Source organism: Burkholderia sp. Bp8998 (genome assembly GCF_003854235.1).
Lineage (GTDB): Bacteria > Pseudomonadota > Gammaproteobacteria > Burkholderiales > Burkholderiaceae > Burkholderia.
This window is the reverse complement of the sequence record NZ_QTQF01000012.1, coordinates 95,696-120,019: the sequence shown is the minus strand read 5'-3', so window position 1 is coordinate 120,019 and position 24,324 is coordinate 95,696. Positions and strand designations below refer to the sequence as shown.

Annotated in this window: 21 protein-coding genes; 7 read left to right on the top strand and 14 right to left on the bottom strand. The window is 68.4% G+C overall.

Translation table 11 applies throughout. From position 1 onward, the window contains the following. The first annotated feature begins 115 nt into the window (after window positions 1-115). Window positions 116-1,537, top strand: a complete 1,422-nt coding sequence (locus tag DIE06_RS14705) for a PLP-dependent aminotransferase family protein (RefSeq protein ID WP_124662032.1) — start codon at window positions 116-118, stop codon at window positions 1,535-1,537. A 55-nt stretch (window positions 1,538-1,592) separates the two neighbouring features. On the opposite strand, the gene DIE06_RS14700 is transcribed toward DIE06_RS14705, so the two are convergent. Continuing rightward, a complete protein-coding gene (locus DIE06_RS14700; protein ID WP_124662071.1) occupies window positions 1,593-2,834 on the bottom strand; it encodes a mechanosensitive ion channel family protein in 1,242 nt (413 codons plus the stop codon). 277 nt (window positions 2,835-3,111) lie between these two features. Between DIE06_RS14700 and DIE06_RS14695 the strand changes: the two genes are divergently transcribed. After that, a complete protein-coding gene (locus DIE06_RS14695) occupies window positions 3,112-4,830 on the top strand; it encodes a SulP family inorganic anion transporter (RefSeq protein ID WP_124662031.1) in 1,719 nt (572 codons plus the stop codon). An 18-nt stretch (window positions 4,831-4,848) separates the two neighbouring features. On the opposite strand, the gene DIE06_RS14690 is transcribed toward DIE06_RS14695, so the two are convergent. Continuing rightward, complete coding sequence (locus DIE06_RS14690; protein ID WP_124662030.1) at window positions 4,849-5,724, bottom strand: LysR substrate-binding domain-containing protein; 876 nt, start codon at window positions 5,722-5,724, stop codon at window positions 4,849-4,851. A gap of 95 nt (window positions 5,725-5,819) precedes the next feature. On the opposite strand from DIE06_RS14690, the gene DIE06_RS14685 reads away from it, so the two are divergent. Beyond that, window positions 5,820-6,419 carry a LysE family translocator gene (locus tag DIE06_RS14685; RefSeq protein ID WP_124662029.1) on the top strand — a complete coding sequence of 200 codons (600 nt, stop codon included), beginning with the start codon at window positions 5,820-5,822 and terminating at the stop codon, window positions 6,417-6,419. Between the two features lie 31 nt (window positions 6,420-6,450). Here the strand turns inward: DIE06_RS14685 and DIE06_RS14680 are convergent, their stop codons facing one another. The 6 genes from DIE06_RS14680 to DIE06_RS14655 all read right to left on the bottom strand — a co-directional run bounded on the left by DIE06_RS14680 (window position 6,451) and on the right by DIE06_RS14655 (window position 10,957). Then, on the bottom strand, window positions 6,451-7,905 hold the full coding sequence (locus DIE06_RS14680) for a DHA2 family efflux MFS transporter permease subunit (protein ID WP_124662028.1): 1,455 nt from the start codon (window positions 7,903-7,905) through the stop codon (window positions 6,451-6,453). After that, window positions 7,902-8,465, bottom strand: a complete 564-nt coding sequence (locus DIE06_RS14675; protein ID WP_124662027.1) for a cysteine hydrolase — start codon at window positions 8,463-8,465, stop codon at window positions 7,902-7,904. The genes DIE06_RS14680 and DIE06_RS14675 overlap by 4 nt, the downstream gene beginning before the upstream one ends. Before the next feature lie 69 nt (window positions 8,466-8,534). Then, window positions 8,535-8,990 carry a MarR family winged helix-turn-helix transcriptional regulator gene (locus DIE06_RS14670; protein WP_124662026.1) on the bottom strand — a complete coding sequence of 152 codons (456 nt, stop codon included), beginning with the start codon at window positions 8,988-8,990 and terminating at the stop codon, window positions 8,535-8,537. Between the two features lie 121 nt (window positions 8,991-9,111). Next, a complete protein-coding gene (locus DIE06_RS14665) occupies window positions 9,112-9,360 on the bottom strand; it encodes a hypothetical protein (RefSeq protein WP_124662025.1) in 249 nt (82 codons plus the stop codon). Window positions 9,361-9,408: 48 nt separating this feature from the next. Next, window positions 9,409-10,488, bottom strand: coding sequence for a serine hydrolase (locus tag DIE06_RS14660; protein WP_124662024.1), 1,080 nt, complete (start codon window positions 10,486-10,488; stop codon window positions 9,409-9,411). Window positions 10,489-10,684: 196 nt separating this feature from the next. Beyond that, entirely contained in the window at window positions 10,685-10,957 is a 273-nt protein-coding gene (locus DIE06_RS14655; RefSeq protein WP_124662023.1) for a hypothetical protein, read from the bottom strand. Between the two features lie 69 nt (window positions 10,958-11,026). On the opposite strand from DIE06_RS14655, the gene DIE06_RS14650 reads away from it, so the two are divergent. Both DIE06_RS14650 and DIE06_RS14645 read left to right on the top strand, forming a co-directional pair. Then, the gene (locus DIE06_RS14650; RefSeq protein WP_124662022.1) at window positions 11,027-11,902 is read left to right on the top strand and encodes a LysR family transcriptional regulator; all 876 of its coding nucleotides are present in this window, start codon (window positions 11,027-11,029) and stop codon (window positions 11,900-11,902) included. 82 nt (window positions 11,903-11,984) lie between these two features. Beyond that, window positions 11,985-12,269 carry a transcriptional regulator gene (locus DIE06_RS14645; RefSeq protein ID WP_124662021.1) on the top strand — a complete coding sequence of 95 codons (285 nt, stop codon included), beginning with the start codon at window positions 11,985-11,987 and terminating at the stop codon, window positions 12,267-12,269. A 72-nt stretch (window positions 12,270-12,341) separates the two neighbouring features. On the opposite strand, the gene DIE06_RS14640 is transcribed toward DIE06_RS14645, so the two are convergent. The 3 genes from DIE06_RS14640 to DIE06_RS14625 form a co-directional block, all read right to left on the bottom strand. After that, on the bottom strand, window positions 12,342-13,085 hold the full coding sequence (locus DIE06_RS14640; protein ID WP_124662020.1) for a transporter: 744 nt from the start codon (window positions 13,083-13,085) through the stop codon (window positions 12,342-12,344). A gap of 67 nt (window positions 13,086-13,152) precedes the next feature. Beyond that, the gene (mgtA, locus tag DIE06_RS14635; RefSeq protein WP_124662019.1) at window positions 13,153-15,924 is read right to left on the bottom strand and encodes a magnesium-translocating P-type ATPase; all 2,772 of its coding nucleotides are present in this window, start codon (window positions 15,922-15,924) and stop codon (window positions 13,153-13,155) included. 715 nt (window positions 15,925-16,639) lie between these two features. Next, the gene (locus tag DIE06_RS14625; RefSeq protein WP_124662018.1) at window positions 16,640-18,292 is read right to left on the bottom strand and encodes a S8 family peptidase; all 1,653 of its coding nucleotides are present in this window, start codon (window positions 18,290-18,292) and stop codon (window positions 16,640-16,642) included. A 406-nt stretch (window positions 18,293-18,698) separates the two neighbouring features. Here DIE06_RS14625 and DIE06_RS14620 point away from each other — a divergent pair, with 406 nt between their 5' ends. Further along, window positions 18,699-19,595, top strand: a complete 897-nt coding sequence (locus DIE06_RS14620) for a glutamate/aspartate ABC transporter substrate-binding protein (RefSeq protein ID WP_124662017.1) — start codon at window positions 18,699-18,701, stop codon at window positions 19,593-19,595. On the opposite strand, the gene DIE06_RS14615 is transcribed toward DIE06_RS14620, so the two are convergent. After that, a complete protein-coding gene (locus tag DIE06_RS14615) occupies window positions 19,564-19,974 on the bottom strand; it encodes a hypothetical protein (RefSeq protein WP_124662016.1) in 411 nt (136 codons plus the stop codon). The two genes, DIE06_RS14620 and DIE06_RS14615, sit on opposite strands and share 32 nt — an antisense overlap. Between DIE06_RS14615 and DIE06_RS14610 the strand changes: the two genes are divergently transcribed. Further along, window positions 19,973-21,220, top strand: coding sequence for a multidrug effflux MFS transporter (locus DIE06_RS14610; RefSeq protein WP_124662015.1), 1,248 nt, complete (start codon window positions 19,973-19,975; stop codon window positions 21,218-21,220). The two genes, DIE06_RS14615 and DIE06_RS14610, sit on opposite strands and share 2 nt — an antisense overlap. Before the next feature lie 37 nt (window positions 21,221-21,257). Here the strand turns inward: DIE06_RS14610 and DIE06_RS14605 are convergent, their stop codons facing one another. Continuing rightward, window positions 21,258-21,950: a hypothetical protein gene (locus DIE06_RS14605; protein ID WP_124662014.1), complete on the bottom strand. Its 693-nt coding sequence runs from the start codon at window positions 21,948-21,950 to the stop codon at window positions 21,258-21,260. A 132-nt stretch (window positions 21,951-22,082) separates the two neighbouring features. After that, window positions 22,083-24,320, bottom strand: a complete 2,238-nt coding sequence (pbpC, locus tag DIE06_RS14600; protein ID WP_124662013.1) for a penicillin-binding protein 1C — start codon at window positions 24,318-24,320, stop codon at window positions 22,083-22,085. Window positions 24,321-24,324 lie beyond the last annotated feature (4 nt).

Genomic DNA, 24,324 nt, shown 5'->3' with positions numbered 1-24,324 from the left:
CGGCGCTCCGGTCGCTGTATGTACACCTTTCGTTTTCAAAAAAGAGTACAGTTGCGGCCATTCAGGCAGTGCGGTCCGCAACTGTGTTGTTGAAGGGAAGTTGAAAGGGAGGCGCGTGAAGCGTTACGAACAACTGGCCGACGATCTGCAGGCGCAGATCGAGCGTGGCGTGTACCGGCCCGGCGAGCGGATTCCGTCGGTGCGCCAGGCGGGCCGGCAGCAGCAGCTCAGCGTCACGACCGTGCTGCGCGCGTATCTCGTGCTGGAGAGCCGCGGCCTGATCGAGAGCCGGCCGCAGTCGGGCTACTTCGTGCGGGCGCGCGCCACGGCGCCGGCCGAAGCCGAGCTGCACGTGTCGGCGCCGGCCGCCGAGCCGTCGGCGGTGGACGTGAGCCGGCTCGTGCTGTCGACGCTGCGCTCGATCTCGCGCGACGACGCGGTGCCGCTCGGCTCGCCGTATCCCGATGCGTCGCAGTTCCCGGTGCAGCGTCTTGCGCGCTACGCACAGACGATCGGGCGGCGCCGCACGCGCTGGGGCGTGATCGACGACCTGCCGCCCGGCAACCAGGAGCTGATCCGCCAGATCGCGCGGCGCTACGCGGAGCGCGGGATCCCGGTCGAGCCGGGCGAGATCGTGGTGACGATCGGCGCGACCGAGGCGATCAACCTGTGCCTGCAGGCGGTCGCCAGGCCCGGTGACACGATCGCGGTGGAGTCGCCGACGTTCTACGCGATGCTGCACGCGATCGAGCGGATGGGCATGCGCGCGCTGGAGGTGGCGACCCATCCGGGCGACGGCATCGATCTCGATGCGCTCGAACGGATTCTCGCGCGCGAGCGCATCGCCGCGTGCATGGTGATGCCGAATTTCCAGAATCCGCTCGGCTTCCAGATGCCCGATGCGCGCAAGCGCGCGCTCGTCGAGCTGCTCGCGAAGCACGGCGTGCCCGCGATCGAGAACGACGTCTATCACGAGCTGCATTTCGGCGACGCGACGCCGAGCGCGCTGAAGTCGTACGACCGCGACGGGCTCGTGCTGCATTGCGCGTCGTTCACGAAGAGCCTGTCGCCGCGCTACCGGATCGGCTGGGCGATGCCGGGCCGCTACCGTGACCAGGTCGAGAAGCTGAAATTCCTGAACACGCTCGCGACGCCCGCGATCGAGCAACTCGCGATCGCCGAATATTTGAAGCACGACGGCTACGATTTCCACCTGCGGCGGATGCGCAAGCAGTATGCGCAGCAGTCGAGCCTGATGAGCGCGATGGTGCGGCGTTTCTTCCCTGCGGGCACGCGGCTGTCGCAGCCGCAGGGCGGGTACGTGCTGTGGGTCGAGCTGCCGCCGCGGGTCGACGCGATGAAGCTGTATGCGCTCGCGCTCGCGCAGGGGATCACGATCGGACCGGGCCACATGTTCTCGGCGACCGCCGATTACCGGCACTTCATCCGGCTCAACTACAGCTATCCGTGGTCGCGGCAGATCGAGGACGCGCTGAAGGTGGTGGGGCGGCTCGCGTCCGAGTGCGCGAGGCGGTGAGCGCCACAAAGCGGTGATGCGCGCGGCGGCCCGTTGCAGGCCGCCGCGGCGAGCATTAGCGCGCGGGCGGCGACTGCAGCTCGGCCTGCGCCGCGCCGGCCATCCGGCGCATGTCGAAGCCCGACGGGTGCTGGTACACGCGCAGCCCGAACTCCGGCAGCACCGCGATCAGGTGATCGAACAGGTCGGACTGGATCGCCTCGTAATCGACCCAGGACGTCGTGTCGGTGAAACAGTACAGTTCGAGCGGAATGCCTTCGGCCGTCAGCGGCAGCTGGCGCGCCATGCACGTCATGTCGCGGCGAATCCGCGGATGGCCCTTCAGGTAGTTCGCGACGTACGCGCGGAACGTGCCGAGATTCGTCAACTGGCGGCGGTTCGCCGGGCATTCGCCGGCCGCGCCGAGCGTGCCGTTCCATTGCGCGATCGCGTCGACCTTGTCTTCCAGGTAGTCCTTCAACAGCGTCAGGCGTTCGAGCCGTTCGATCTCGTCGTTGCCGAGAAAGCGCACGCTCGTCGCGTCGATGAACAGCGCGCGCTTGATGCGGCGCCCGCCGGCTTCGGTCATCCCGCGCCAGTTCTGGTAGCTCTCGGTGATCAGCTTCCAGGTCGGCACCGTGATGATCGTGTGATCGAAGTTCGCGACCTTGACCGTGTTCAGCGTGATGTCGATGACGGTGCCGTCCGCGCCGGCCGACGGCATCGTGATCCAGTCGCCGATCCGCAGCATGTCGTTCGACGACAGCTGCACGCCGGCGACGAGGCCGAGCAGCGTGTCCTTGAAGATCAGCATCAGCACCGCCGACAGCGCGCCGATGCCGGACAGCAGCAGGCCGATCTGCTTGCCGGTCGCGTCGCCGATCACGACGAGCGCGGCCGTGATGAACATCACGAGCTTGACGAGCTGCATCGCCCCTTTCAGCGACATGCGCGGCTGTTCGCGACGGCTCGTGCGGTGCGAGTGCTCGAGCGCGGACAGCGTCGCGCTGATCGTCATCGACAGCAGGAACACGATCAGCGCGAACAGCACCTTGTCGGCGGCCTGTGCGGCCACGGCCGGGATGCCGGGCACCGCGCCGAGCCCGAGCTTGATCACGACGAACGGCACGATGCGGTTCAGCCACTTGAACGCGCCGAACTCGAACAACGCGTCGTCGATGCGGGTGGCCGACAGCCGCGCGAGGCGCGCGACCACGCGGAACAGCAGGAAATGGACGGCGGCCGCGATCGCGCCGGCGGCGGCGAGCAGGATGAGGATGCCGACGAGCGGCGCAAACCAGGAATCGTTCAGGGTCATGAGGGCTGACAAGGTCCTTCTCTTGCGTTGAATCTGCGCCGCGACGCGGCGCGCGCCCGGTGAAGGGCACATGAAAGAGACCGTGATTGTGCCATCGGGGCCGGCCGGATGTCGCACATGCATGACGTAGGGCTCCCGAACATTCTCACCGTCGCGCGGATTTTCCGTGTGCCCTCGTGTTCACGCCGCGCAACATACTGTGCACTTGCCACGCGATGCCCGCTCGGGGCACGATGCGCGAACGGCTTCGCGAACCCCGCTTCCACGTCATTCACGCATGCAAGATTCCAACGAAACCCGGTCGTCGCGCGGGCGGCTGCTGAAGGGCATTCTGCCGATTCGCCGCGCGTCGGCCATCCGCGACGTATTCGCGGGCATCTCGCTCGCGTCGATGGATATCCCGCAGGTGCTCGGCTATGCGCGCATCGCCGGCATGCCGGCCGTGACGGGCCTCTATACCGTGTTCCTGCCGCTGATCGCGTTCGCGTGCTTCGGCGCGTCGCGCCATCTGGTGGTCGCCGCCGACTCCGCGACCGCGACCATTTTCGCGAGCCGCCTGTCGTCGATGGCGCCGGCGGGCAGCGCCGAGTACGTGGCGCTGGCCGGCATGGTCGCGCTGCTGACCGCCGCGATGCTGCTGCTCGCGCGCATCTTCAAGCTCGGCTTTCTCGCCGATTTCCTGTCGCGCACGGTGCTGGTCGGCTTCCTCGCGGGCGTCGGCGTGCAGGTGTCGATCGCGATGCTCGGCGACATGCTCGGCTTGTCCGTGCCGTATCCGGCATCGCGCAGCGTCGCCCAGCTCGACTACGTCGTCACGCATGCCGCGCACGCGCATCGGCCGACGCTCGCGCTCGCGGTGCTCGTCGTCGTCGCGATTCTCGCGTGCAAGCGCTTCCTGCCGCGCGTGCCGATGCCGATGATCGCCGTGGCGGGCAGCATCGCCGCGAGCTATTCGTTCGGCTTCGCCGCGCAGGGCATCGCGGTGCTCGGGCCCGTCGCGGGCGGCTTGCCGCCGCTGCGCTGGCCTTCCGTCACGTGGCAGCAGTTCCTCGATCTCGTGCCGGTCGCCGCGTCGTGCTTCGTGATGATCATCGCGCAGAGCGCGGCGGCGGCCCGCGTGTTCGCGCAGCAGTACGGCGAGGACGTCGATACCAATGCCGACATCCTCGGGCTCGCGGCCGCGAACGCGGCGGCGGCGATGGGCGGCGCGTTCGTCGTCAACGGCAGCCCGACGCAGACCGCGATGGCCGACGGCGCGGGCGTGCGCAGCCAGATCGGGCATCTGGCGTTTGCCGCGATCGTCGCGGTGGTGCTGCTGTTCCTGAGTTCGACGCTGCAGTACTTGCCGCATGCGGTGCTGGCCGGCATCGTGTTCACGATCGCACTCGGGCTGATCAACGTGCCCAGCCTCGCGGCGATCCGCAAGGAAAGCCCCGGCGAATTCACGCTCGCGCTGGTCACCGCCGCAGCCGTCGTGACGGTCGGCGTCGAGCACGGGATCCTGCTGGCCGTCGCGTTGTCGCTGATGCGGCACGTGCGCCACAGCTACCAGCCGCACACGATGGTGCTCGAAGCCGCCGAAGGCGACGGGCGGTGGCTGCCGGTGCCGGCCCGACCGGGCGCGATGACGGCGCCGGGGCTGATCGTCTACCGGTTCGGCTCCGACCTGTTCTTCGCGAACGACCATCTGTTCGCCGCCGAAGTGACCGAGCTCGTCGATGCGTCGCCGGTTCCGCTGCGCTGGTTCATCGTGGACGCGGGCGCGATCACCGATCTCGATTACTCGGCCGCACGGACGATCACGGATCTCGTCAAGGCGCTGCACGCGCGCCGGATCGGCGTGCTGTTCGGGCGCGTGAACCGCTACCTGCACGCGGACATGGAGCGCCACCGGATCACGGAAATCGTCGACGCGTCGTGCATCTTCCCGACGCTGCACCAGGCTCTGGAAGCGGCGGGCGTGGCGCCGGCGCAGCAGGAGCCGGGTGTCACGTAGCGGGAAGCGCGGAGCAGGCTAGGCGGCCGCGCGCACGCGCCCGAAGCCGTTGCGCAGGTGGCGGGCCAGTTCCGCCGCGGCCGGCGCGTGCTGGCCGCGCGGCAGATGGAGGTTGATCGCGAAGTTCGGCAGGGCGGGCAGGCCGCTGTCGGCCGGCAGGATCTCGAGATCGGCCGGCACGGTGGACGCGAGCCAGACGGTCACCGCGAGATCGGAGCGCACGGTCGCGACCGTTGCGTCGATGCTGCCGTTCTCGAACACCGTGCGCCACGCGCGATCGCATGCATGCAGCGCGTCGAGCACGGTCGGGCGGAACGCGCAGGTCCGGTCGACCATCGACACGGGCAGCGGCGTCTGCAGATGGGCGGCACCACCTTTCGCGCCGACCCAGACCAGACGGTCGACGGCGATGCATTCGCCGCGCGACGGCCCGACCGGCGCCTCGATCAATGCGACGTCGATCTCGCCCTGCCTGAGCGCCTTGCGCAGTTCCGGCGATGCCGCGCACACGAGCGATAGCGCGACGTACGGATGCGCGTGCGCATAGCCTTTCAGGATCGGCGCGAGACAGCTGCCGACGAGGTCCTGCGGCGCGCCGATGCGCACGGCGCCTTCCATCGCACCGGCCGTCATGTCAGTCAGCAGTGCGTCGTGCGCGGCGAGCAGCCGGCGCGCCTGCGCGAGCAGACGCTCGCCGTCCGCCGTGAGCAGCAGGTTGCGATGCTCGCGCACGAACAGCGGGCCGGACAGCGTTTCGAGCCGCGCGACCTGCTGGCTGACCGCACCTTGCGTCAGGTGAAGCGCGCGGCTCGCCGCCGTCATGCTGCCGTGATCGGCGACCGTGACGAAGGCGCGAAGCAGGGCGATGTCGAGGTTGCGTGTCATGGTTCGCATTATGAATGCTAATGACAGGCATAAAAAACTTTCGCTGTCGTAATGCAGGGGTCGCGGGTAAAACGGGGTTTCGACGACACGAACCGGGAGCCCGCGTGCCGCTTCAAGACTATTTGCCGCTGATGCTGTTCGTGATCGTGTCCACGGTGACGCCGGGTGGCGCGACGACGCTCGCAACGGCATCGGGCGCGCATTTCGGCTATCGACGTTCGTTGCCGATGATGACGGGCATCGCGGCCGGCCTGGCGTCGATGGCGGCCGCTGCCGCGGCCGGGCTCGGCAGCGTGTTGCTGGCGCTGCCCGCGCTGCAGTTCGCGATGAAGGTGCTCGGCTCGCTGTATCTGCTGTGGCTGGCCACGCGCATCGCGCGCGGCGGCAAGCCCGGCGTCGCCGTGGCCGTGCAGCGGCCGCAAGGGTTCGTCAGCGGCGTATGGTTGCTGTGGCACAACCCGAAGGGCTGGGCGATGACGCTCGGCGCGGCCGCGTCGTTCGCCGCGCTCGCGTCCGGCCCCGTGAGGCTCGGCGCCTTGCTCGGCCTGGCGTTCGGCGTGGCGGCGATGGCATCGCTGTCGCTCTGGTGTTGTGCCGGGCTGCTGTTCGCGCGCGTGCTCCGCACGGAGCGGCAGTGGCGTTGCGTGAACGCCGGGCTGGGCATCCTGCTCGCGGCGTCGATCGTGCCGATGTGGTTGCAGTAGCGGGGCTGCGCGCGCGACGCAGCCCCGGCACTCAGCGCGAGCCGGCCTGTGCGGCCCCCGCCGGCCGTCCGCCGGCACCGCTCGACCATCGCGGCAGTCGCAGCGTCGTCGCGAAGCTCGCCGCATGCACCGCGCAAAGCAGGCCGAACGCCCACGCGTAGGCGGCCCCGTGCGTGCCGCCCGTCGACACGGATTCGGCCTGCAGCCGCCACGCGAGAAACAGCGTGCACATCGTCGTGAACGTCGGGCCGCCGAGGCGCTGGACGATATTGAGGGACGTCGTCGCCATCGGCAGGGTGCGCCGTTCGACCGACGCATACGCGGCGGAAATCGACGGTGCGCCGATCGCGCTCTGGCCCATCCCGCGCAGAAACAGCGCGGGCACCAGCACGTAGGGATCGTAGCCGGCCAGCGCGAGATACACGAACGGCAGCGTCGCGGCGAGTGCGAGCAGCGCGCCGGCGGCGGCCAGCCGACGCACGCCGAACCGGCTGGTCAGCGCGCCCATCGACGGATAGGTGACGAGCATGCCGAGCCCGAGTGGCGCCAGCAGCCAGCCCATCTCGCCGGGCGAGCGGCCGCACGCTTCGATCAGGAACACCGGAATCAGCGTCTGGCCCGCGTAGATCGCACCGTTCGACAGGAACTGCGTGGCGGCGGCCGCGCCGAACACGCGCGAGCGAAACAGCGCGAGGTCGATCAGCGCCTGCTCGCCTTTGTGCCGCTCGACGCGCAGGAACGCAGCGAGCAGCAGTACCGAACCCACGATCGCGGCGAGGCCAGGCACGGCGTCGATGCGCTCGGCGCCGTACAGGAACAGTACGAGCGCCGGCGACAGCAGTGCGAGGCCGACCCAGTCGAGCGCGCGCCGCTGCGTGTCCTCGCGGTCGCCGGGCAGGAACCACACGGCCAGCGCAAGCGCCAGCGCGCCGACCGGCAGGTTGACGAGAAACAGCCAGCGCCACGATGCGTGCTGCAGGATCGCGCCGGCGACGACCGGCCCGAGGATCGGTGCGATGAGCACGGGCACCGCCGCATAGCCGATCACGCGTGCCATCTGCTGGCCGGCCACGCGCGCGATCATCATCTGCGCCATCGGCGCGAGCAGCCCGCCGCTGACGCCCTGCAGCACGCGGAACGCGATCAGCGACGGCGCGGACCACGCGAGCCCGCACAGCGCCGACGTCAGCGTGAACGCGGAGAAACACCACAGATACAGCGCTTTCGCGCCGATGCGGTCGACCAGCCAGCCGTTCAGCGGCAACACCAGCGTGAGCGCGAGCAGATAGCCGCTCGTCACCCACTGGATCGTCGACAGGCTCGCGTGCAGGTCGGTCGCGAGGCTCGACAGCGAGACGTTGACGATCGTCGCGTCGAGCTGCGACAGCAGCGAGCCGAGCGTCGCGACCGCGCTGACTTTCCAGATGGACGGATCGAGCCGGCCGGCCGCATGGCCCGGCGCCGGCTGCGCGCGCTGGTCGCTCACGCGCCGTGCCGATCGAGCAGCGCGAGGATCTCGCGCGTCGAACCCGTCTCGCCGAGACGCGGGAACAGCCGTTCGACGCTGTTCGTGTGCGCGTCCGCGTTGAGGTCGGTCATCGCGTCGACCGCGAGCGTCACGTTGTAGCCGAGTTCGTGCGCCTGGCGGGCCGTCGATTCGACGCCGATGCTGGTCGCGATGCCGGTCAGCACGATCTGCGTGACACCCGCTGCTTTCAGGTACGCGTCGAGATCGGTGCCGGTAAACGCGCCCCAGGTTTTCTTCGTGACGACGTGGTCGCCCGGCTGGCGGTTCAGTTCGGGAACGAGTTCGACCCAGTCGGCCGGGAACGGATCCTTGCGCGGCGGCAGTTGCGTCCGGCCCGGCGCGCCGCCGTCGACGTTGACGAGGACGACCGGCAGGCCGTGGCTGCGGAATGCGTCGAGCAGTTCGCGTGTGCGCTCGATCACCGGGCCGACCGGGTGGGAGGTGGGCAGCGTGACGATGCCCTTTTGCAGGTCGATGACGACGAGTGCCGTATGCGTGTCGAGACGGGTTGTGCTCATGATGCGGATGCTCCGTGAATCGGGCGAGGGGACGCGTGCGCACGGATGCCGCGCGACACGCAGGCGGGGTCACTGGTCGCCGATGCGCCGGATCAGCGGAATCGCGGCGGCGAGCGTGCGGATGTCGTCGGGGTCGAGCTTCGCGATCGCGGCGCCGAGCCACTTGTGCTTCGCGGTGTCGCGCTTGCGCCGTGCTGCCAGGCCGGCCGCGGTAAGCAGGAACAGGATCTGGCGGCCGTCGGTCGGGTGCGGCTTGCGTTCGACGAGCCCGTCTTCCTCGAGGCTCGCGAGAATCGCCTTCATCGACTGCGGCTTCATCGCCTCGGCGCGGGCGAGATCGGCGGTCGTCATCGGGCCCTGTCGTTCGAGCCGTGCGAGCGCGCTCGTCTGCGACATACCGAGCCCTTCGGACTCGATCTCGGAGCGCAGCCGGCGGATCAACTGACCGACCGCGAGGGTCAGGTCGGCGGCGACAGTGTCGGCGGAAACGCCGGGTGTGCGTGGGGGTGTCATGCGGCGGATCATAGAGCACGACAGTTAAACTTGCAAGTTTGGCTGTCGAATTGAGCGGAGGCTCGTGACGCGCGGGCGTCGGCGCGGCGGCGGCCGGCTGGCGGGATGTGCAGGCGAGTGGCGCGGTCCGGTGCTACGTGCGGCGTGGCGACGGAACCGGCACCGGCACCGGCACGACGTCGTTGTACTTCGGCGATGCATTCTCGTGCAGCAGGTCGCCGAGATATTGCACGAGCTCGTCCGCGGCGAGCGCGGACGGAATCTGCAGGTTGGCCGGCCGCCGCTTGCCTTCGGAGCCGAGATCGAACACGGCCCAGCGGCCGTTCGTCCGCACGACGGCGAGGAGGCGCCCGAACGCGTTGAAACGGTATTCGTCCTGCATGGGCATCGCTCCGTCGTCGATGAGCGCGCCGGCCGCGCGCGTCGTGATTTACTGGATCGAGCAGCTCAGCCAGCGATGGATCTTCAGCGCATCGCTCGACACGCCGGCGCGCGTCGGTGCGCCGAGCAGCACGACGGTTTCGCGGCGGCCGTTCACGCGCATGCGCATCACGACCCCGTGCCCCGATTCGTTGATGAAGCCGGTCTTCTGCAGCCGGATCGGCAGGCGGCCGTAGCGAACGAGCGGATCGGAGTTCACGTACAGCAGCTCGCCGTCGCCGGCCTGCACGGTGGTCGACGTGTCCGTCGAGAAATAGCGGATCAGCGGATCCTGCGCGGCCGCGCCGACGAGCCGCGCGAGATCCTCGGCGGTCGACACGTTGTGCGGCGACAGGCCGGTCGGTTCGCGGAAACGGGTATGGCGCATCCCGAGCCGGCGCGCCTCGCGGTTCATCGCCTTCACGAACGCGGTGCGCCCGCCCGGATAGTCGCGGCTCAGCGCGGCGGCCGCGCGATTTTCCGACGACATCAGCGCGATATGGAACATCTGGCGGCGCGACAGTTCAGCACCGATCGGCAGCCGCGAACCGGTGAACTTGATCGTGTCGCGATCGCGTGAGGTCACACGCAGCACGCCGTTCAGCGGTCGGTCCTCGTCGCGCGCGACGACGGCGGTCATCAGCTTCGAGATCGACGCGATCGGCCGCACCGTGCGTGCGTTGCGAGCCAGCAGCGGCGTGCCGGAGTCGACGTCGAGCACGTAGGCCGCGCGCGCGTGCAGCGAGCGCACCGCGCGCGGGCTGTAGCCGCAGCTCGCGAGCAGGCGCGGCTTCGCGGCGGGGCGCGGGCGAACCGCATTCGTGCGTTTCGTGCGCCGATGTTGCGGCGCGGGTGCCGCGTGATGCCTGACCGCATGGTGCTTCGCGCGCGGGCGGCGGTGCTTGACGGCCTTGTTCTTGCGGTGGGCGGGTTGCTTCTTGACGACTTTCGCATGTGCCTGCGGCGTCGCGATGCGATGTGGCTGTGCGCGCTGCGCGGACGCGTTCGTCGCGAACGCGAGTGTCAGGAACGAGAGGGCGATGATCAGGGTGGTCCGGGCGCGAGGCAGGCGCGCGATGAGGCCGGTCAAGCGAAAGTCTCCTTTTCACGCGCGTTGCGGCGGCGCGAAATGCGTGGGCGGTCAGCGGGTGCGGGAAATTATACGGTCGATCGCGTGGCGATGACGATCGATGTGTACGCAATGATGCGTGATGCGGGCGGATTCCCGCTGTTTTTTGCGCAGGGTCGAACGCGTGCGCTCGGCGGAGGGTGCCTGGTGCGTCGATTCAGCGCGGCCAGTTCCGCCGCGACACGACCGCGAAGCTGATCGCGATCGAACCGGTGACCGCACGCGGCGGGGCGTCGTCCAGCGCGTCGTCCAGCGCATCGCCGAAGTGGAAGCGGCGGCTGCGTCCGTCGGCGCGCGCGGCACGACGCTCGGGAACGGGCGTTTCGGGCTCGGCACCGCTTTCGCCGGCGACAACCGGGTCGCAACACATATCGGTCAGGCACGCGGCCGCATGATCAGGAGGCGTGACAGTGAATTCCGGGAGGGGCATGCCCGTATTGAACGCCACGCCATTCGATCAGTAAAATGAATGTTTCGATCGATACGATTCCTTTCAAGAATGGAATTGAAACTGCTGCGCACCTTCCTGACGGTCACCGAGCTCAGCCATTTCAGCCGCGCGGCCGACACGCTGCACATGAGCCAGCCGGCGCTGAGCAAGCAGATCGGCGCGCTCGAGGCGAGCCTCGGCGGCAAGTTGTTCGAGCGCGGGCGGCACGGCGCGGAGCTGACGCCATTCGGTGAACGCTTCCTGCCCGACGCGCAGGCGCTCGTGCGCGATGCCGACGAGATTCTCGCGCGTGCGCGTGAGGCGAGCAGCGGGCAACGCGGGCATCTGCGGCTCGGCATCTGCCTGTCCGTGCTGACGCTCGTGCCGAAACGCGTCGCGGAATTCCGGCGCCGCAATCCGGGTATCGCGGTCACGCTGAGCGATCTGTCGTCGTCCGAGCAAACCCGCCGGCTGCGCGCGGGCAAGCTCGATGCCGGGTTCCTGCGTTTGCCGGCGGATGAAGGATTGTCGTCGTTCAAGGTGATCGACGAGGGGCTCGCGCTCGCGGTGCCGCCGCACCTTGGTTTCAAGCGCGTGCCGGCCGACCTCGACGTGCTCAACGAGATCGGCTTCATCGCGCTGCAGCGCGCACGCGGCCCCGGGCTCGCCGCGCAGATTGACCGGTGGTGCGTCGAGCGGCGCTTCGTGCCGCAGGTCACGCAGCAGGCGGAGGACGTGCAATCGGTGCTCACGTCGGTCGCGGCCGGGGTCGGCGTCGCGTTCATTCCGTCGCGCGCGCAGTACCTGCTGCGCGACGCGACCGTCCTGCCGCTCGCCGGCACGGACGCGAAATGGCGCGTCGGGCTCGCGTGGCTGTCCGGCCGCGACGATCCCGTGACCACGCGTTTCGTGTCGTTCATGCGCGCCGCGATCAAGGGCGCATGACCGGGCGTATAGTGTCCGCGATTGCCTTCCGCCTGAATGCCGGCCCGGCGCGGCGCTGGCTCCCGAACCCGAACCCGAACCGATGACTTCCGAATCCGACGGCGCCCCGCTCGATCCCGCACTCGTTGCGACGCTCGCGACGCTGCACGAAGCCGCGACCGATCCGTCCGGCAAGACGTGGTCGCTGCCGAAGATCGCGAAGCGCACGCAATTGCCGATGAGCACGCTGCGCCGCGTGCTGACGCAACTCGACGCCGCCGGCCTGAGCGCGACGACGCTGAACGACGACGGCACGGGCAGCGCCGCATTGACCGACGAGGGGCGCACCGTGTGCACGCAACTGTTCGGCGTGAACGACGGCACATGAAAAAACGGGTCGCCCGAAAGCGACCCGTCATGGTGCGGTTCGACATGCGGCGACGGCCGCATCGACGCGGTATCACCACCGTGCCGTCACCCCTCCCATGATGGAGTGCCGGTAGGTCTGGTCGTTCAGTCCATGCCGGTAGCCGACGTCGAGATCGAGCCAGCGCTTCGGCGAGTAGATCGCGCCGGCGATCACGAACGCCGGATTTGCGCCGGCCGTGCTTTCGGTGTTGCGCGACAGGCCGATGTCCGCCACGAGCTGCACCTTGTCGGTTGCCTTGTAGAGCGCCGCGGCCGATACGGCCCAGACCGAGCGCAGATCGCCCTGGCGATTCGGCTGGTAGGCGAGGCCCGCATTCGCGAGCAGCGAGAAGCGCGCGACGTCGGCTTGCGCGAGCAGCGTCGCGCCGGTGCCGACGCGACCGGTGCCGAGCCCGCGACGGTCGTTGCCGGTCGGCATCGTGACCTTCGGTTTCAGCGCAAGCGACAGCGGCCCGCGTTCGACGAAGCGCCATTTCATGCCGATCTCGACATCGCCGATGCCCGCGCCGTTGTCGTCGGTCCGCGTTTGCAGATGTGTAAAAGGCGCGTTCACGTAGAGATCGGCGTGCTCGCCGAACCCGCGCGTGAGCGTCGCGTTCCACAACTGATGGCGGCCGTTTTCGTCCTGTTTCGAGGTTTCCTCGCCGTTGAACTCGAACTGCCAGTTCGCGTTGCCCTGCGTACCCGTGTCGTCGCTGACGAGCGGATGGGCCGCGTAAGCGTCCAGCGGCGCGAGGAGGGCGCTCGCGGCCGCGAGCGGAAGCATTCTTTTCATCAAGTCACCCATGATGCGTCGTGGGCGGCCGGCCCGTGCGGGCCGGCGCGCCACCGTTCGGAAGAAGTCAGAACCACTGCTTGTAGCGGCGCACATAGATCGTCTTGACGATCTGCGCGAGCAGGATGTAGCCGACCATCGTCGTCGCGAGCCACAGCCAGTAGGTGCCCGGCAGGTGCATGAAGCCGAGCGAATCCGCGAACGGCGAGAACGGCAGCCAGCAGCCGATCGCGATCGCGGTGAACGTCGACAGCAGCACCGGCAGCGCGGCCGTGCTCTGCAGGAACGGAATCTTCTGCGTGCGCAGCAGGTGTACGACGAGCGTCTGCGACACGAGGCTCTCGATGAACCAGCCCGAGTTCATCACGATCTGGCCGCTCGAACCGCCGTGCAGGTGATACATCGCACCCGCGCCGAACACGGTCCACATCAGCACGTAGGTCGTGATGTCGAACACCGACGACGTCGGCCCGACCCACAGCATGAAGCGGCTGATGTTGCCGGCTTCCCACTTGCGCGGCTTCTTCAGGAACTCCGGATCCATCTTGTCCCACGGCAGCAGCATCTGCGACGTGTCGTAGATCAGGTTCAGCACGAGCAGCTGGGTCGCGAGCATCGGCTCCCACGGCAGGAACGCGCTGGCGACCAGCACCGAGAACACGTTGCCGAAGTTCGAGCTGGCGGTCATGTTCAGGTACTTCAGGATGTTGCCGAACGTCTCGCGGCCCTTGATCACGCCTTCTTCGAGCACCATCAGGCTCTTTTCGAGCAGGATGATGTCGGCGGTTTCCTTCGCGATGTCGGCGCCGCTGTCGACCGAGATGCCGACGTCGGCATCGCGCAGCGCGGGTGCGTCGTTGATGCCGTCGCCGAGGAAGCCGACCGTGTGGCCATTCGCCTGGAGCGCCTTCACGATGCGCGCCTTCTGCAGCGGCGTGAGCTTCGCGAACACCGTCGTGCGTTCGACGACCTGTGCGAGCGTCGCGTCGTCGAGCGCCTCGATTTCGGCGCCGAGCATCGGCTTGCCCGGCTCGAGGCCGACCTGGCGGCACACCTTCATCGTGACGGTCGGGTTGTCGCCCGTCAGCACCTTCACCGACACGCCGTTCTCGCGCAGCGCGGCGAGTGCCGGCGCGGCCGATTCCTTCGGCGGGTCGAGGAAGGTCAGGAAGCCGCGCACGACGAGATCGCGCTCGTCGGCGGTGCGGTACTGTTCTCGTTCGTCGCCGCGCGGGATCGTGCGCGTCGCGAGCACCAGCACGCGGAAGCCGTCCTCGTTGTACGCGTTCGCCTGTTCGAGCAACCGCTTGCGCGCGACGAAGTCGAGCGGACGCACGCCGTCCTCGTCCTGCACATGGGTCGACACCGCGAGCATTTCCTCGACCGCGCCCTTGCAGATCAGCAGGTGCGTGCCGTGCGTGTCCTCGACGACGACCGACAGGCGGCGGCGCACGAAGTCGAACGGCAGCTCGTCGATCTTCTTGTGGCCCTGCGGCTTCACGCGCTCGCCGATCTCGTCGGCGCGCGCGACCACCGCGATGTCGATCAGGTTCTTCTGGCCGCTCTGGTGGAAGCTGTTCAGCCAGCCAAGCCGCAGGATGTCCTCGTTCTTGTGGCCGGACAGGTCGAGATGGTGTTCGAGGATGATCTTGTCCTGCGTGAGCGTGCCGGTCTTGTCGGTGCACAGCACGTCCATCGCGCCGAAGTTCTGCACCGAGTTCAGCCGCTTCACGACGACCTTGCGGCGCGCCATCGCGATCGCACCGCGCGCGAGGTTCGCGCTGACGATCATCGGCAGCATCTCGGGCGTGAGGCCGACGGCCACCGCCAGCGCGAACGTGAGCGCGCTCAGCCAGTCGCCCTTGGTCAGGCCGTTGATCATGAACACGATCGGCACCATCACGAACATGAACTTGATCAGCAGCCAGCTCACGCTCGCGACGCCGCGGTCGAAGCTCGTCTCGATGCGCTTGTGGCTCACGACATTGCGTGCGAGCGAACCGAAATAGGTGTCTTCGCCGGTCGCGACGACCACGGCCGTCGCGGTGCCGCTGACCACGTTGGTGCCCATGAAGCACACGTTCTCGAGATCGAGCAGCGACGTCGACGCGTCGTTCGCCGCGCCGGGCGTGCCTGCCATGCCCGCGTGGGCCGACTTGCCGGCGACGGCGCCGAGCGTGTCGTACTTCTCGACCGGCAGCGCTTCGCCGGTCAGCACGGCCTGGCTGATGAACAGGTCGCGCGATGCGAGCAGGCGAACGTCGGCGGGAATCATGTCGCCGGCGGACAGATGCACGATGTCGCCGACCACCACTTCGCGCATCGGCACCTCGCGGCGCGCCGGCTCGGACGTGTCGGTCACCGCGCGTTGCACGGTCGCCGTCGTGCGGACCATCGCCTTGAGCTTTTCGGCCGCGCGCAGCGACCGGAATTCCTGCACGAAGCGCAGCAGCGCGCTGATCGTGACCATCGTCAGCAGGATCGTCATGCCGACGTAGTCGCGATCGCCGGGTGCCGCGAAGTAGACGTCGGTGCAGAAGCTGATCGCGGCCAGCACCAGCAGCACGTAGACGAACGGATTGTGGAACGCGTGCAGCAGCTGGCGCGTCCAGTGCGGCGGCTTGTCGTGCGCGATTTCGTTCGGGCCGTTGTGCTGCAGGCGATCGGCGGCCTGCTCGTAGGTGAGGCCACGCGTGCTGGTGCGCAGCGACTTGAAGGTTGCTTCGAGCGGGCGGGCGGCTTCCTGCGCAGCGCGCATGATGCGCGGTTCGTTCTGCTGACCGGGGCCGGCGTTGATGAAGCCGCGCTGTTTCTTTTGCGAGGTATTGCGTTGTGTCATGAGTCGCTCCTTGCGCACGAGGCGGCGGGCGGGGAGCGACCGTGTCGTTATCGACGCACGAGCGCTCCCCGCCGCGTCGCGTCAGGCGCGATCGGCTGTGGATCGGTGAAGAGGGGAACGCTCGCCGGCGCGCGGAGTGCGATCGGAGGAACGATGCGCAGCGTCGCACCGGCGAGCGGTAATCGACTACTGTCGTCTGAGTTCATCTGCACTCCTGTCGGTTGCGGGTAGGCGACACGGGCGATCGGAAGCCGCGCACGCATGAGGGCGCGCGGCCGGACGGCACGCGAACGGAACACGCACGCAGCTTGCGCGGCGCGCAGCACGAACGCACACGCGGCAACGCACGGTTGCGCAGCGCGGACATTCGGCGATATCGAAAAATTCGGCGGGGGATTCTGGCCGGTCAGGCCGGAAGGGCGCCGCATCCTGCTTCCCGGGATGCGGCAGAAGACGAGGCTCTGCGCGGTTTCCTCAGGCAGCAGTCAAGTTGGTCGAGGACCAACTACAACTCGCGTCGGTGTTCACAGAACACTCCATGTAATCAGACGGGGGCGATGGTAATAGGTCGTCGTGCGAAGCGTCAACCCTTTTTCTGCCCTTTTTTCAGGCAATGCTTGCAGAACGTTAGCGCGACAATGTCGTCTCCGTGAATAAAAAAACCGCGCGCATGTCAGGCAGGCATGCGCGCGGTTGCGTGGAGACGACGTGCGGGTTACTGCGTGGACGCCGTGACGGCAGCGCCTGCATCGGCGATACCGGAGCCGGCCGGCAGCGCGCTGCACGACGTGCTGGCCGGCAGCATCGCCGCACGCGCAGCGCCTTGCAGCTTCTGCTGGATCTGCGCGGGCGTGAGGTTGCCGTTCATCGACAGCATCAGCCCGACGATGCCCGTCACCTGCGGCGTCGCGAGGCTCGTGCCGCTCGCCGTGCCGTAGGTGTCCGTGCCCGGCGTCGTCGTGCCGCTGTTGGCCGTCGACAGGATGTTGACGCCAGGCGCGCTCAGCGCGACGTCGGCGCCGAAGTTGCTGAACGATGCGCGGCGACCGGTCGCATCGGTCGCGCCGACGCTGATCACGCCGCGGCAGTTCGCGGGTTGGTCGAGCCCGGTCGACAGGCCGTCGTTGCCGGCGGCGACGACGACGGTCACGCCCTTCGCGTTCACGTCGTCGATCGCTTGCTGGAACGTCGCGCTGCACGCGCCGACACCACCGAGGCTCAGGTTGATGATCTTCGCGGGATTCGGGTTCGCCGGCACGCCGGCGACCGGAATGCCGGCCGCCCAGCGCATCGCGTCGGCGATGTCGCTCGTCGTGCCGCCGCACTTGCCGAGCACGCGCACCGGCAGGATGCGGCCGAGCCACGACACGCCGGCGATGCCCATGCCGTTGTTGGCGGCGGCGCCGATCACGCCCATCACGCGCGTGCCGTGCCAGCTGCTGTCGTTCGGTTCGCTCGCGCAGTGATAGTACGGGCCGCTGGTGTTGTCGAGTTCCTGCTGCGTGACCCAGTCGCCCGGATCGGTTGCATCGGCGCCGCGCGTCTGGCCGTTGTTGCTGGTGTTGGCGTTCGAGATGAAGCTGTAGCCGGGCAGCAGGTTGCCGACGAGGTCGGGGTGTGGCCGGTAGCCGGTATCGAGCACGGCCGTGACGACGGTCGGCGACCCCTTGGTCCGTGTCCATGCGGGCGGTGCGTTGATGCCGACGGTCGCATCGGACAGATACCATTGCTGGCCGTATGCGGGGTCGCTCGGTGTGTCGCGGATCCGCATCGGGTGATCCGGTTCCGCGTAGTCGACGTCGCCGTCGGCCGCGAATGCCTGCGCGAGCGCCGCCGCGTCGTCGGACGCGATGCGCTGGCCGATCGACAGCACGGCCGCGCCGTCCGACAGGGTGCGCTCGACCTGCACGTTCAGCGGTGCCTGCGACGTCGTCACGGCCGCATAAGCCCGTGCGGCGCTGGCCGTCGTGGGTGCCGACCAGCGCGTCATCGAGCGCTGGATCACGGCGTCGAGTCGCGTGCCGATGTCGAGGGCCGCCATCGCGCGCGTGGCCGTCAGGGTCTTCAGCCTGACGATCAGGTGATCGACCGGCGGCTCGGCCGGCGTGGTCTGGGCGGCCATCTGCACCGCGGCCTGCTGCGACGTGCAAGCGCTGCTGCCGGAGTTGGTGGGCGGGGTCGTCGGGGCCGGTGCTGGGGCCGGCGTCGGGGTGGGGGCTGGTGCCGCGTTGGTCGGCGACGAGTTGTTGCCGTCGCCGCCTCCGCCGCAGCCGGCGATCGGCAGCAGGATCGCGGCGGACAGCATGCCGGCGAGCATGCGCGCATGGGTGGAATGGGCCAGCGCGAAATTGAAACGTTTGGCTTTCATGTTGAAAGTCGATCCTCGAAGATAACCGTCGTGCCGGCGGTGGTGCCTGGCCCGGGGTAAGCCGGACCTTGTTTTTTCTGTGGCGCGCGCGGGGTTGCCGCGACGCGACATGCCTTGGGTAACGGCTGCTGTGGCGACTTCTTGAATATGTTTTGTATGAAAGAACAGCAGGAAGCAAACGATTACGTTGCGGCGTCGCAGCACGAACGCGCGTTGGGACCGAGTGACGAACACGCGGGGACGAGACCGCCGGCGAGCGGTCGGGCGCGATACATGGCCCGGGCGCTTTTGCGCACCACGGAAAGTGACCGCTCGCGGCGCGCGTGCCTGACACTTTTCCCGATACGGTGCAAATTTTGTCGGGCGTACGATCGCGATTCCATCAACGTTTCGTCAGGAGAAAAGCATGGATCGCCGCTTCCGTTGGCTGGCCGTCGCGCTGACCTGCGCGCTGGCGGGCAGCGCGCACGCGCAGGCCCTCACCGGCACGCTGAAGAAGATCAAGGACACGGGCATCGTGTCGCTGGGCATTCGCGAATCGTCGGTGCCGTTCTCGTATTCGGACAACCAGCAGAAGAACATCGGTTACTCGCGCGACATCGCGGCGCGCATCATCGACGCGCTCAAGGCCGAGCTGAAGGCGCCGAACCTGACGGTGAAGGAAATCCCGATCACGTCGCAGAACCGGATTCCGCTGCTGCAGAACGGCACGATCGACTTCGAGTGCGGGTCGACCACCAACACGCTGGAGCGGCAGAAGCAGGCAGCGTTCTCGAACAGCATCTTCCTGTACGGAATCCGCTTCAGCACGCGCAAGGATTCGGGCGTGAAGGACTTCCCGGACCTGGCCGGCAAGACGGTCGCGACGACGGCCGGCACGTCGGACGAGCGCCTGCTGCGCAAGCTCAACGAAGAGAAGGGGATGAACATGACGATCATCAGCGCGAAGGACCACGCCGAAGCGTTCATGAACGTCACGACGGGGCGCGCGGTCGCGTTCGTGATGGACGAGCCGCTGCTGTACGGCGAGATCGCGAAAGACCGCAATCCAGGCGCGTACACGGTGGCGGGCACGCCGCTCGTCCATGAAAACTACGCGTGCATGATGCGCAAGGACGATCCGGCGTTCAAGCACGTGGTCGACGGCGTCATTGCGAAGATGCAGACCTCGGGCGCGGCCGAGAAGCTCTACGACCAGTGGTTCATGCAGCCGATCCCGCCGAAGGGCGTGAGCCTCAACTATCCGCTGTCGCCGGAGATGAGGCAGCTGTTCAGGAATCCGACGGATCAGGCACAGTACTGAGCGCGGCGTCATGGCGGTATTGCCTCGCTAATGAAAGAAACCGCCGGTACATGCCGGTGGTTTCGGTTTCCGGCCCGGCCGCTCGAGCGACGGCATCATGCGTCAGTGCCTTGATTTCCGGCACGCGCGCGGCCGGCCTGGCCGGTACCGACGGTGCCGGCGCCAGCGCACGCATGGATGGCTGTGCCGGCACCTCGCGAACGGGCCGTTCGATGCGTTTCCGAGTGTGCCGCATTCGGCCTTCAACCTCGCCCGCGCCATGGGATTCCTGTCGCGTCGCGCAACAACAGGCACAATATGCGCTCTGCCGCGCACCGCTGTTCGTCATTCGAACATGCTGGCGCGTGCCGCCGCCGTCCGAATCCTTCCCGGTAGTCATGAACGCCTCGCTCACTCCCGCGCGCGAATCGAACTCGCCGCGCTTCCTGTTGTTCCTCATTTGCCTGTTCGCCTCCGCCGGCCAGCTCGCGATCGACATCTACGTGCCCGCGCTGCCCGACATGGCGCATTCGTTCGCGACCACGCCGCAGGCGATCCAGTCGAGCGTCTCCGGCTACATGGCCGCCTACGCGCTCGGCCAGCTGATCTTCGGCCCGGTCGCCGATGCATACGGACGCAAGCGCGTGCTTGCGTTCGGGCTCGTCATCTACACGATCGGTTGCCTGCTGTCGCTCGGCGCGCCGAACCTGGAGACGTTCGTGCTGGCGCGCTGCCTGCAGGGCTTCGGGATCGCGACCACGAACCTGCTCGCGAAGGCGATCATCACCGACTCGTTCTCGGGCCAGGCGCTGATGCATGCGTTTACCTACATGTCGATCGCATGGGGGCTCGCGCCGATCATCGCGCCGGTGATCGGCGCGCACCTGCAGGAATGGTTCGGCTGGCGCGCGTGCCTCGTGTTCCTGCTGGTGTACTCGCTGATGATGTGGGCGCTGCTGTGGCACTACCGGGAAACCTTGCCGAAACCGGTCCATCTCGAGCCGCGCACGCTGATGGCGAACGCGGGCAAGGTGCTCGCGAGCCCGGTGTTCCAGAGCTGCTTCCTCGCGCAGGGGCTGTGCTACAGCATCCTGCTGGTGTTCAACATCGTCGGGCCGTTCATGGTGCAGACCACGCTGCACAAGCCGCCGACCTTCTTCGGCTATCTCGCGCTCGGGATCGGGCTGATGTATTTTCTCGGCGGACTGTCGAACCGGATTCACGGGCTCGGGCTGCCGAGCGCCGAGCAGCGGCTGCGCATCGGCGCACGCGTGATGGCGGTTGCGGCGGTTGCGATGCTCGTGCTGGCGCTGACCGTCGGGCTGCGCGTATGGACGCTCGCGACGCCGGTGCTCGTGATGGGCTTCTGCGCGGGTGCGATGTATCCGACGCTGATGGCCAAGGGCAATTCGCTGTTTCCGCATATCGCGGGGCTGACGAGCGCGATCCTCGGGTGCGCGCTGCTGCTCGTGTCGTCCGCGATGATGGGCCTGGCCGGCTTCGTGTCGATTCAGGTGCTGACGCCGCTCGCGGTGTTCTTCGTCGCGCTGTCGTTCATCGTCGTGTGGATGGTGACGAAGCTGCTGCGCTACCTGACGCAGCAGCAGGCCGCGCGCGTGGCTTGCGGGAGCGGGGAGGCGGCGTAACCCGAGTCAATGGGTGCCGCAACGGCACGCCGGCCGCTCACAGCGGCTGCGCGGCGCCCGCCTGCGCCAGCAGCGCAACCGCGGCCGGGTCCGGCATCCCGTTCGAATCGATCGCGCCGGCCTTGGCCAGTGCGTCGAGATCGCTATCGACGCCCGGTTGCCCGACCACGAATGGCGTCGTCAGGAAGGCCGGTGTCGACAGCGTGACCGAATAGCGCTGCTGCAGATTCGTCACCACCGCCGATTGCGCGGCCTGCACCGCACCCGGGCTGCCCATCACCCTCTGGAAGTGCCCATTCCCCTGAAAATTGCCGATCAGCCCGGCCGTGTTGGTGCCGAGCTGCGCGGCGAGATAGACGACCATCAGCTCGGTCTCGGGCGTCGTGTTGAAGGTGCCGCCCGCATAGCTGAGCGAATGCAGGCTCGTGCCGCCGGACGCGACGGTGATCACGCACGGCAGCGTGGCGTTGACCGTCACGCGGTAGTTGCCGCCGCCGTCGGTCAGCGTCGTGGCCGAGCCTTGCGCGCAACTGACCGTCACCGATGCGCTCGCGAGCGCGGCGCCGGTGGCGGCCGTGCCGGACAGCGCGATGGTCTGCGTGTTGGTGTTGTTGAAGCAGACGTCGACGCCGAAGCAGGCGTCGCCGTTGCAGCCCGCAAGTGCCGCGACGGCGGCGACGCAGGCGGTGCCCAGCGCGGGGCGGAGGAAGCACGGGTGGCGGAGGTTCATGGTCGCGGGCGATCGGGAGAAGGGACGCGGCAGGGCAACCGGTGTGCGACGACGCATCGGCACACGGTTCCTATTCTAGGTCTGCGATCCGGGTATTGCTTGCCCGTTCGTTTGCTGTCGGCCGGGGGCTTGCTACGGCTTGCGCGCCGCCGGTTTCGCGAACGCGCCGCGCACCTCGAAGCCGATCGCATCCGCAACGTTGCCGCGCGCGTCGACGAGTTCCAGCCGATGCCGGCCCGGCCACGGCATCCACGCGATGCGGTCGGCGTGCCCGATCACCTTGTCGTCGAGCCGCCACGCGAACCGCGCGGCATGTCCGGACGATCGCTCGAACCAGATCCGCTGGTTCTTCGGCGGAATGTCCGGATCGATCGCGAAGATCGTGCCGTCGGTCGGCGCGCCGATCGTCAGCGGCGCGCGCGCGCCGTCCTTGCCCGGCGTGACGGGCGCCGCGAGCCGGATCGTGTCGAGCGCCGTGCCCGCGATGAACCACTCGTCGCGCGACGGCTCGATGTCGCGCTCGAACGTGATGCGGCGCGATTCCACACCGGCCGGCGGACGCGGCGCGCGGCTCGGCAGGTCGCGGTGCAGGTAGCCGACGACGGCCGACCACACCGGCGACGCGCCCGTCACTCCTGATACATCCCACATCGGCGAACCGTCTGCATTGCCGACCCACACGCCGACCGTATAGCGCGACGTGAAGCCGACGGTCCAGTTGTCGCGCATGTCCTTGCTCGTGCCGGTCTTGACCGCCGAGAAGAAGCGCGTCGCGAGCGGGTTGTCGAAGCCGAACGTGCGCACCCGCGCGTTGTTGTCGGACATGATGTCGGTGACGACGAAGCTGGCCGCTTCACTGAACACCCGCGTGCCGTTGTCCGCATGCCCCGGTGCCGATGCGCCGGAAGCGGGCGCCGACGCCGGCAGGTCGACGACCGTTCCCGCGACGCCGCCGTTCGCGAGCGCGCGATACGCATTGGTCAGCGACAGCAGCGTGACGTCCGCGCTGCCGAGCGCGAGGCTGAAGCCGTAGTAGTCGCCTTCCTGCGCGAGCGGCAGGCCGAGCGCGGTCAGCGTGCGCGCGAAGCGGTGCGGGGTGACGAGCACGAGCGTGCGCACGGCCGGCACGTTCAGCGAGCCGCCGAGCGCGCTGCGCACGCTCACCCAGCCCTTGAAGTCCTTGTCGTAGTTCTGCGGAATGTAGAGGCCGCCGCCGGCCGCGAGGTTGATCGGCGCGTCGTCGAGCAGCGACGCGGCCGTCAGCCGCTTCTCGTCGATCGCTTGCGCATAGAGGAACGGCTTGAGCGTCGAGCCCGCCTGGCGCGGCGCGAGCACGGCGTCGACGTCGCGCGCGCTCGACAACGCACCCGACGAACCGACCCACGCGCGAATCTCGCCGGTCGCATTGTCGATCACGACGACGGCGCCGTCCTGCACGTTGCGCCGGTGTGCGGGCGCGTCGAGTTCGGTCAGCGCGCGCGTCAGCGTGTCGCGTGCGAAGCGCTGCAGCGGCGCATCGAGCGTCGTGCGCACCTGCGCGCCGGCCGCCGGCTTGACCTCGGCCGCGACGCGGCGCGCGAAGTGCGGGGCGAGGGCGGCGACGTCGTCGCGCACGGCATTGGCCGGGCGGGCGATCACGAGTTGCACGTAGCCGTCGAGCGACGCGCACGCCTGCTCCGCATGCATGTCGCGCAGGATCCGGCACGCTCGCTCGGCGACCTTCGCGCTCGCCGCGTTGGGTGCACGCACCAGCGCGGCCGCGATCGCGGCTTCCCGCGCGTCGAGGCCGGACGGCGCCTTGCCGAACAGCACCTGCGACAGCGCGGCGAGCCCGACCGTCTCGCCGCGGAACGGCACGAGATTCAGGTAGGCCTCGAGGATCTGGTCCTTGCGCCAGCCGCGTTCGAGCAGCAGCGCGTTCATCGCCTGCGTGGCCTTCTGCGGCAGCGAGCGCTGGCCCGAGCGGCGCGGCGAATCGCTGAGCAGCCCGGCGAGCTGCATCGTCACGGTCGACGCGCCGCGCGTGCGCTCGTTCCACAGGTTGCCCCATGCCGCGCCGGCGATCCCGCGCCAGTCGACGCCGCTGTGTTCGTAGAAGCGCTTGTCCTCGGACACGACGATCGCGTCGCGGAACGCGGGCGACACGTCGGCGAGCGACACCCAGTCGCCGCGCCGTTCGGTGAGGTCGACGCGCGTGCGCTGCAGCGGCGTGCCGTCGCGCGCGAGCAGCACCCAGTCGGAACTGCGCCAGTTGCGGCGCACGTCGTCGTAGCCGGGCAGCGCGTGCGCGACGAGTGGCGCGGCCAGCACGACGGCGACGAATACGCGGCCGGCGAAACGCGCCGGCCGCGGCAATACACGATCGATCATCACG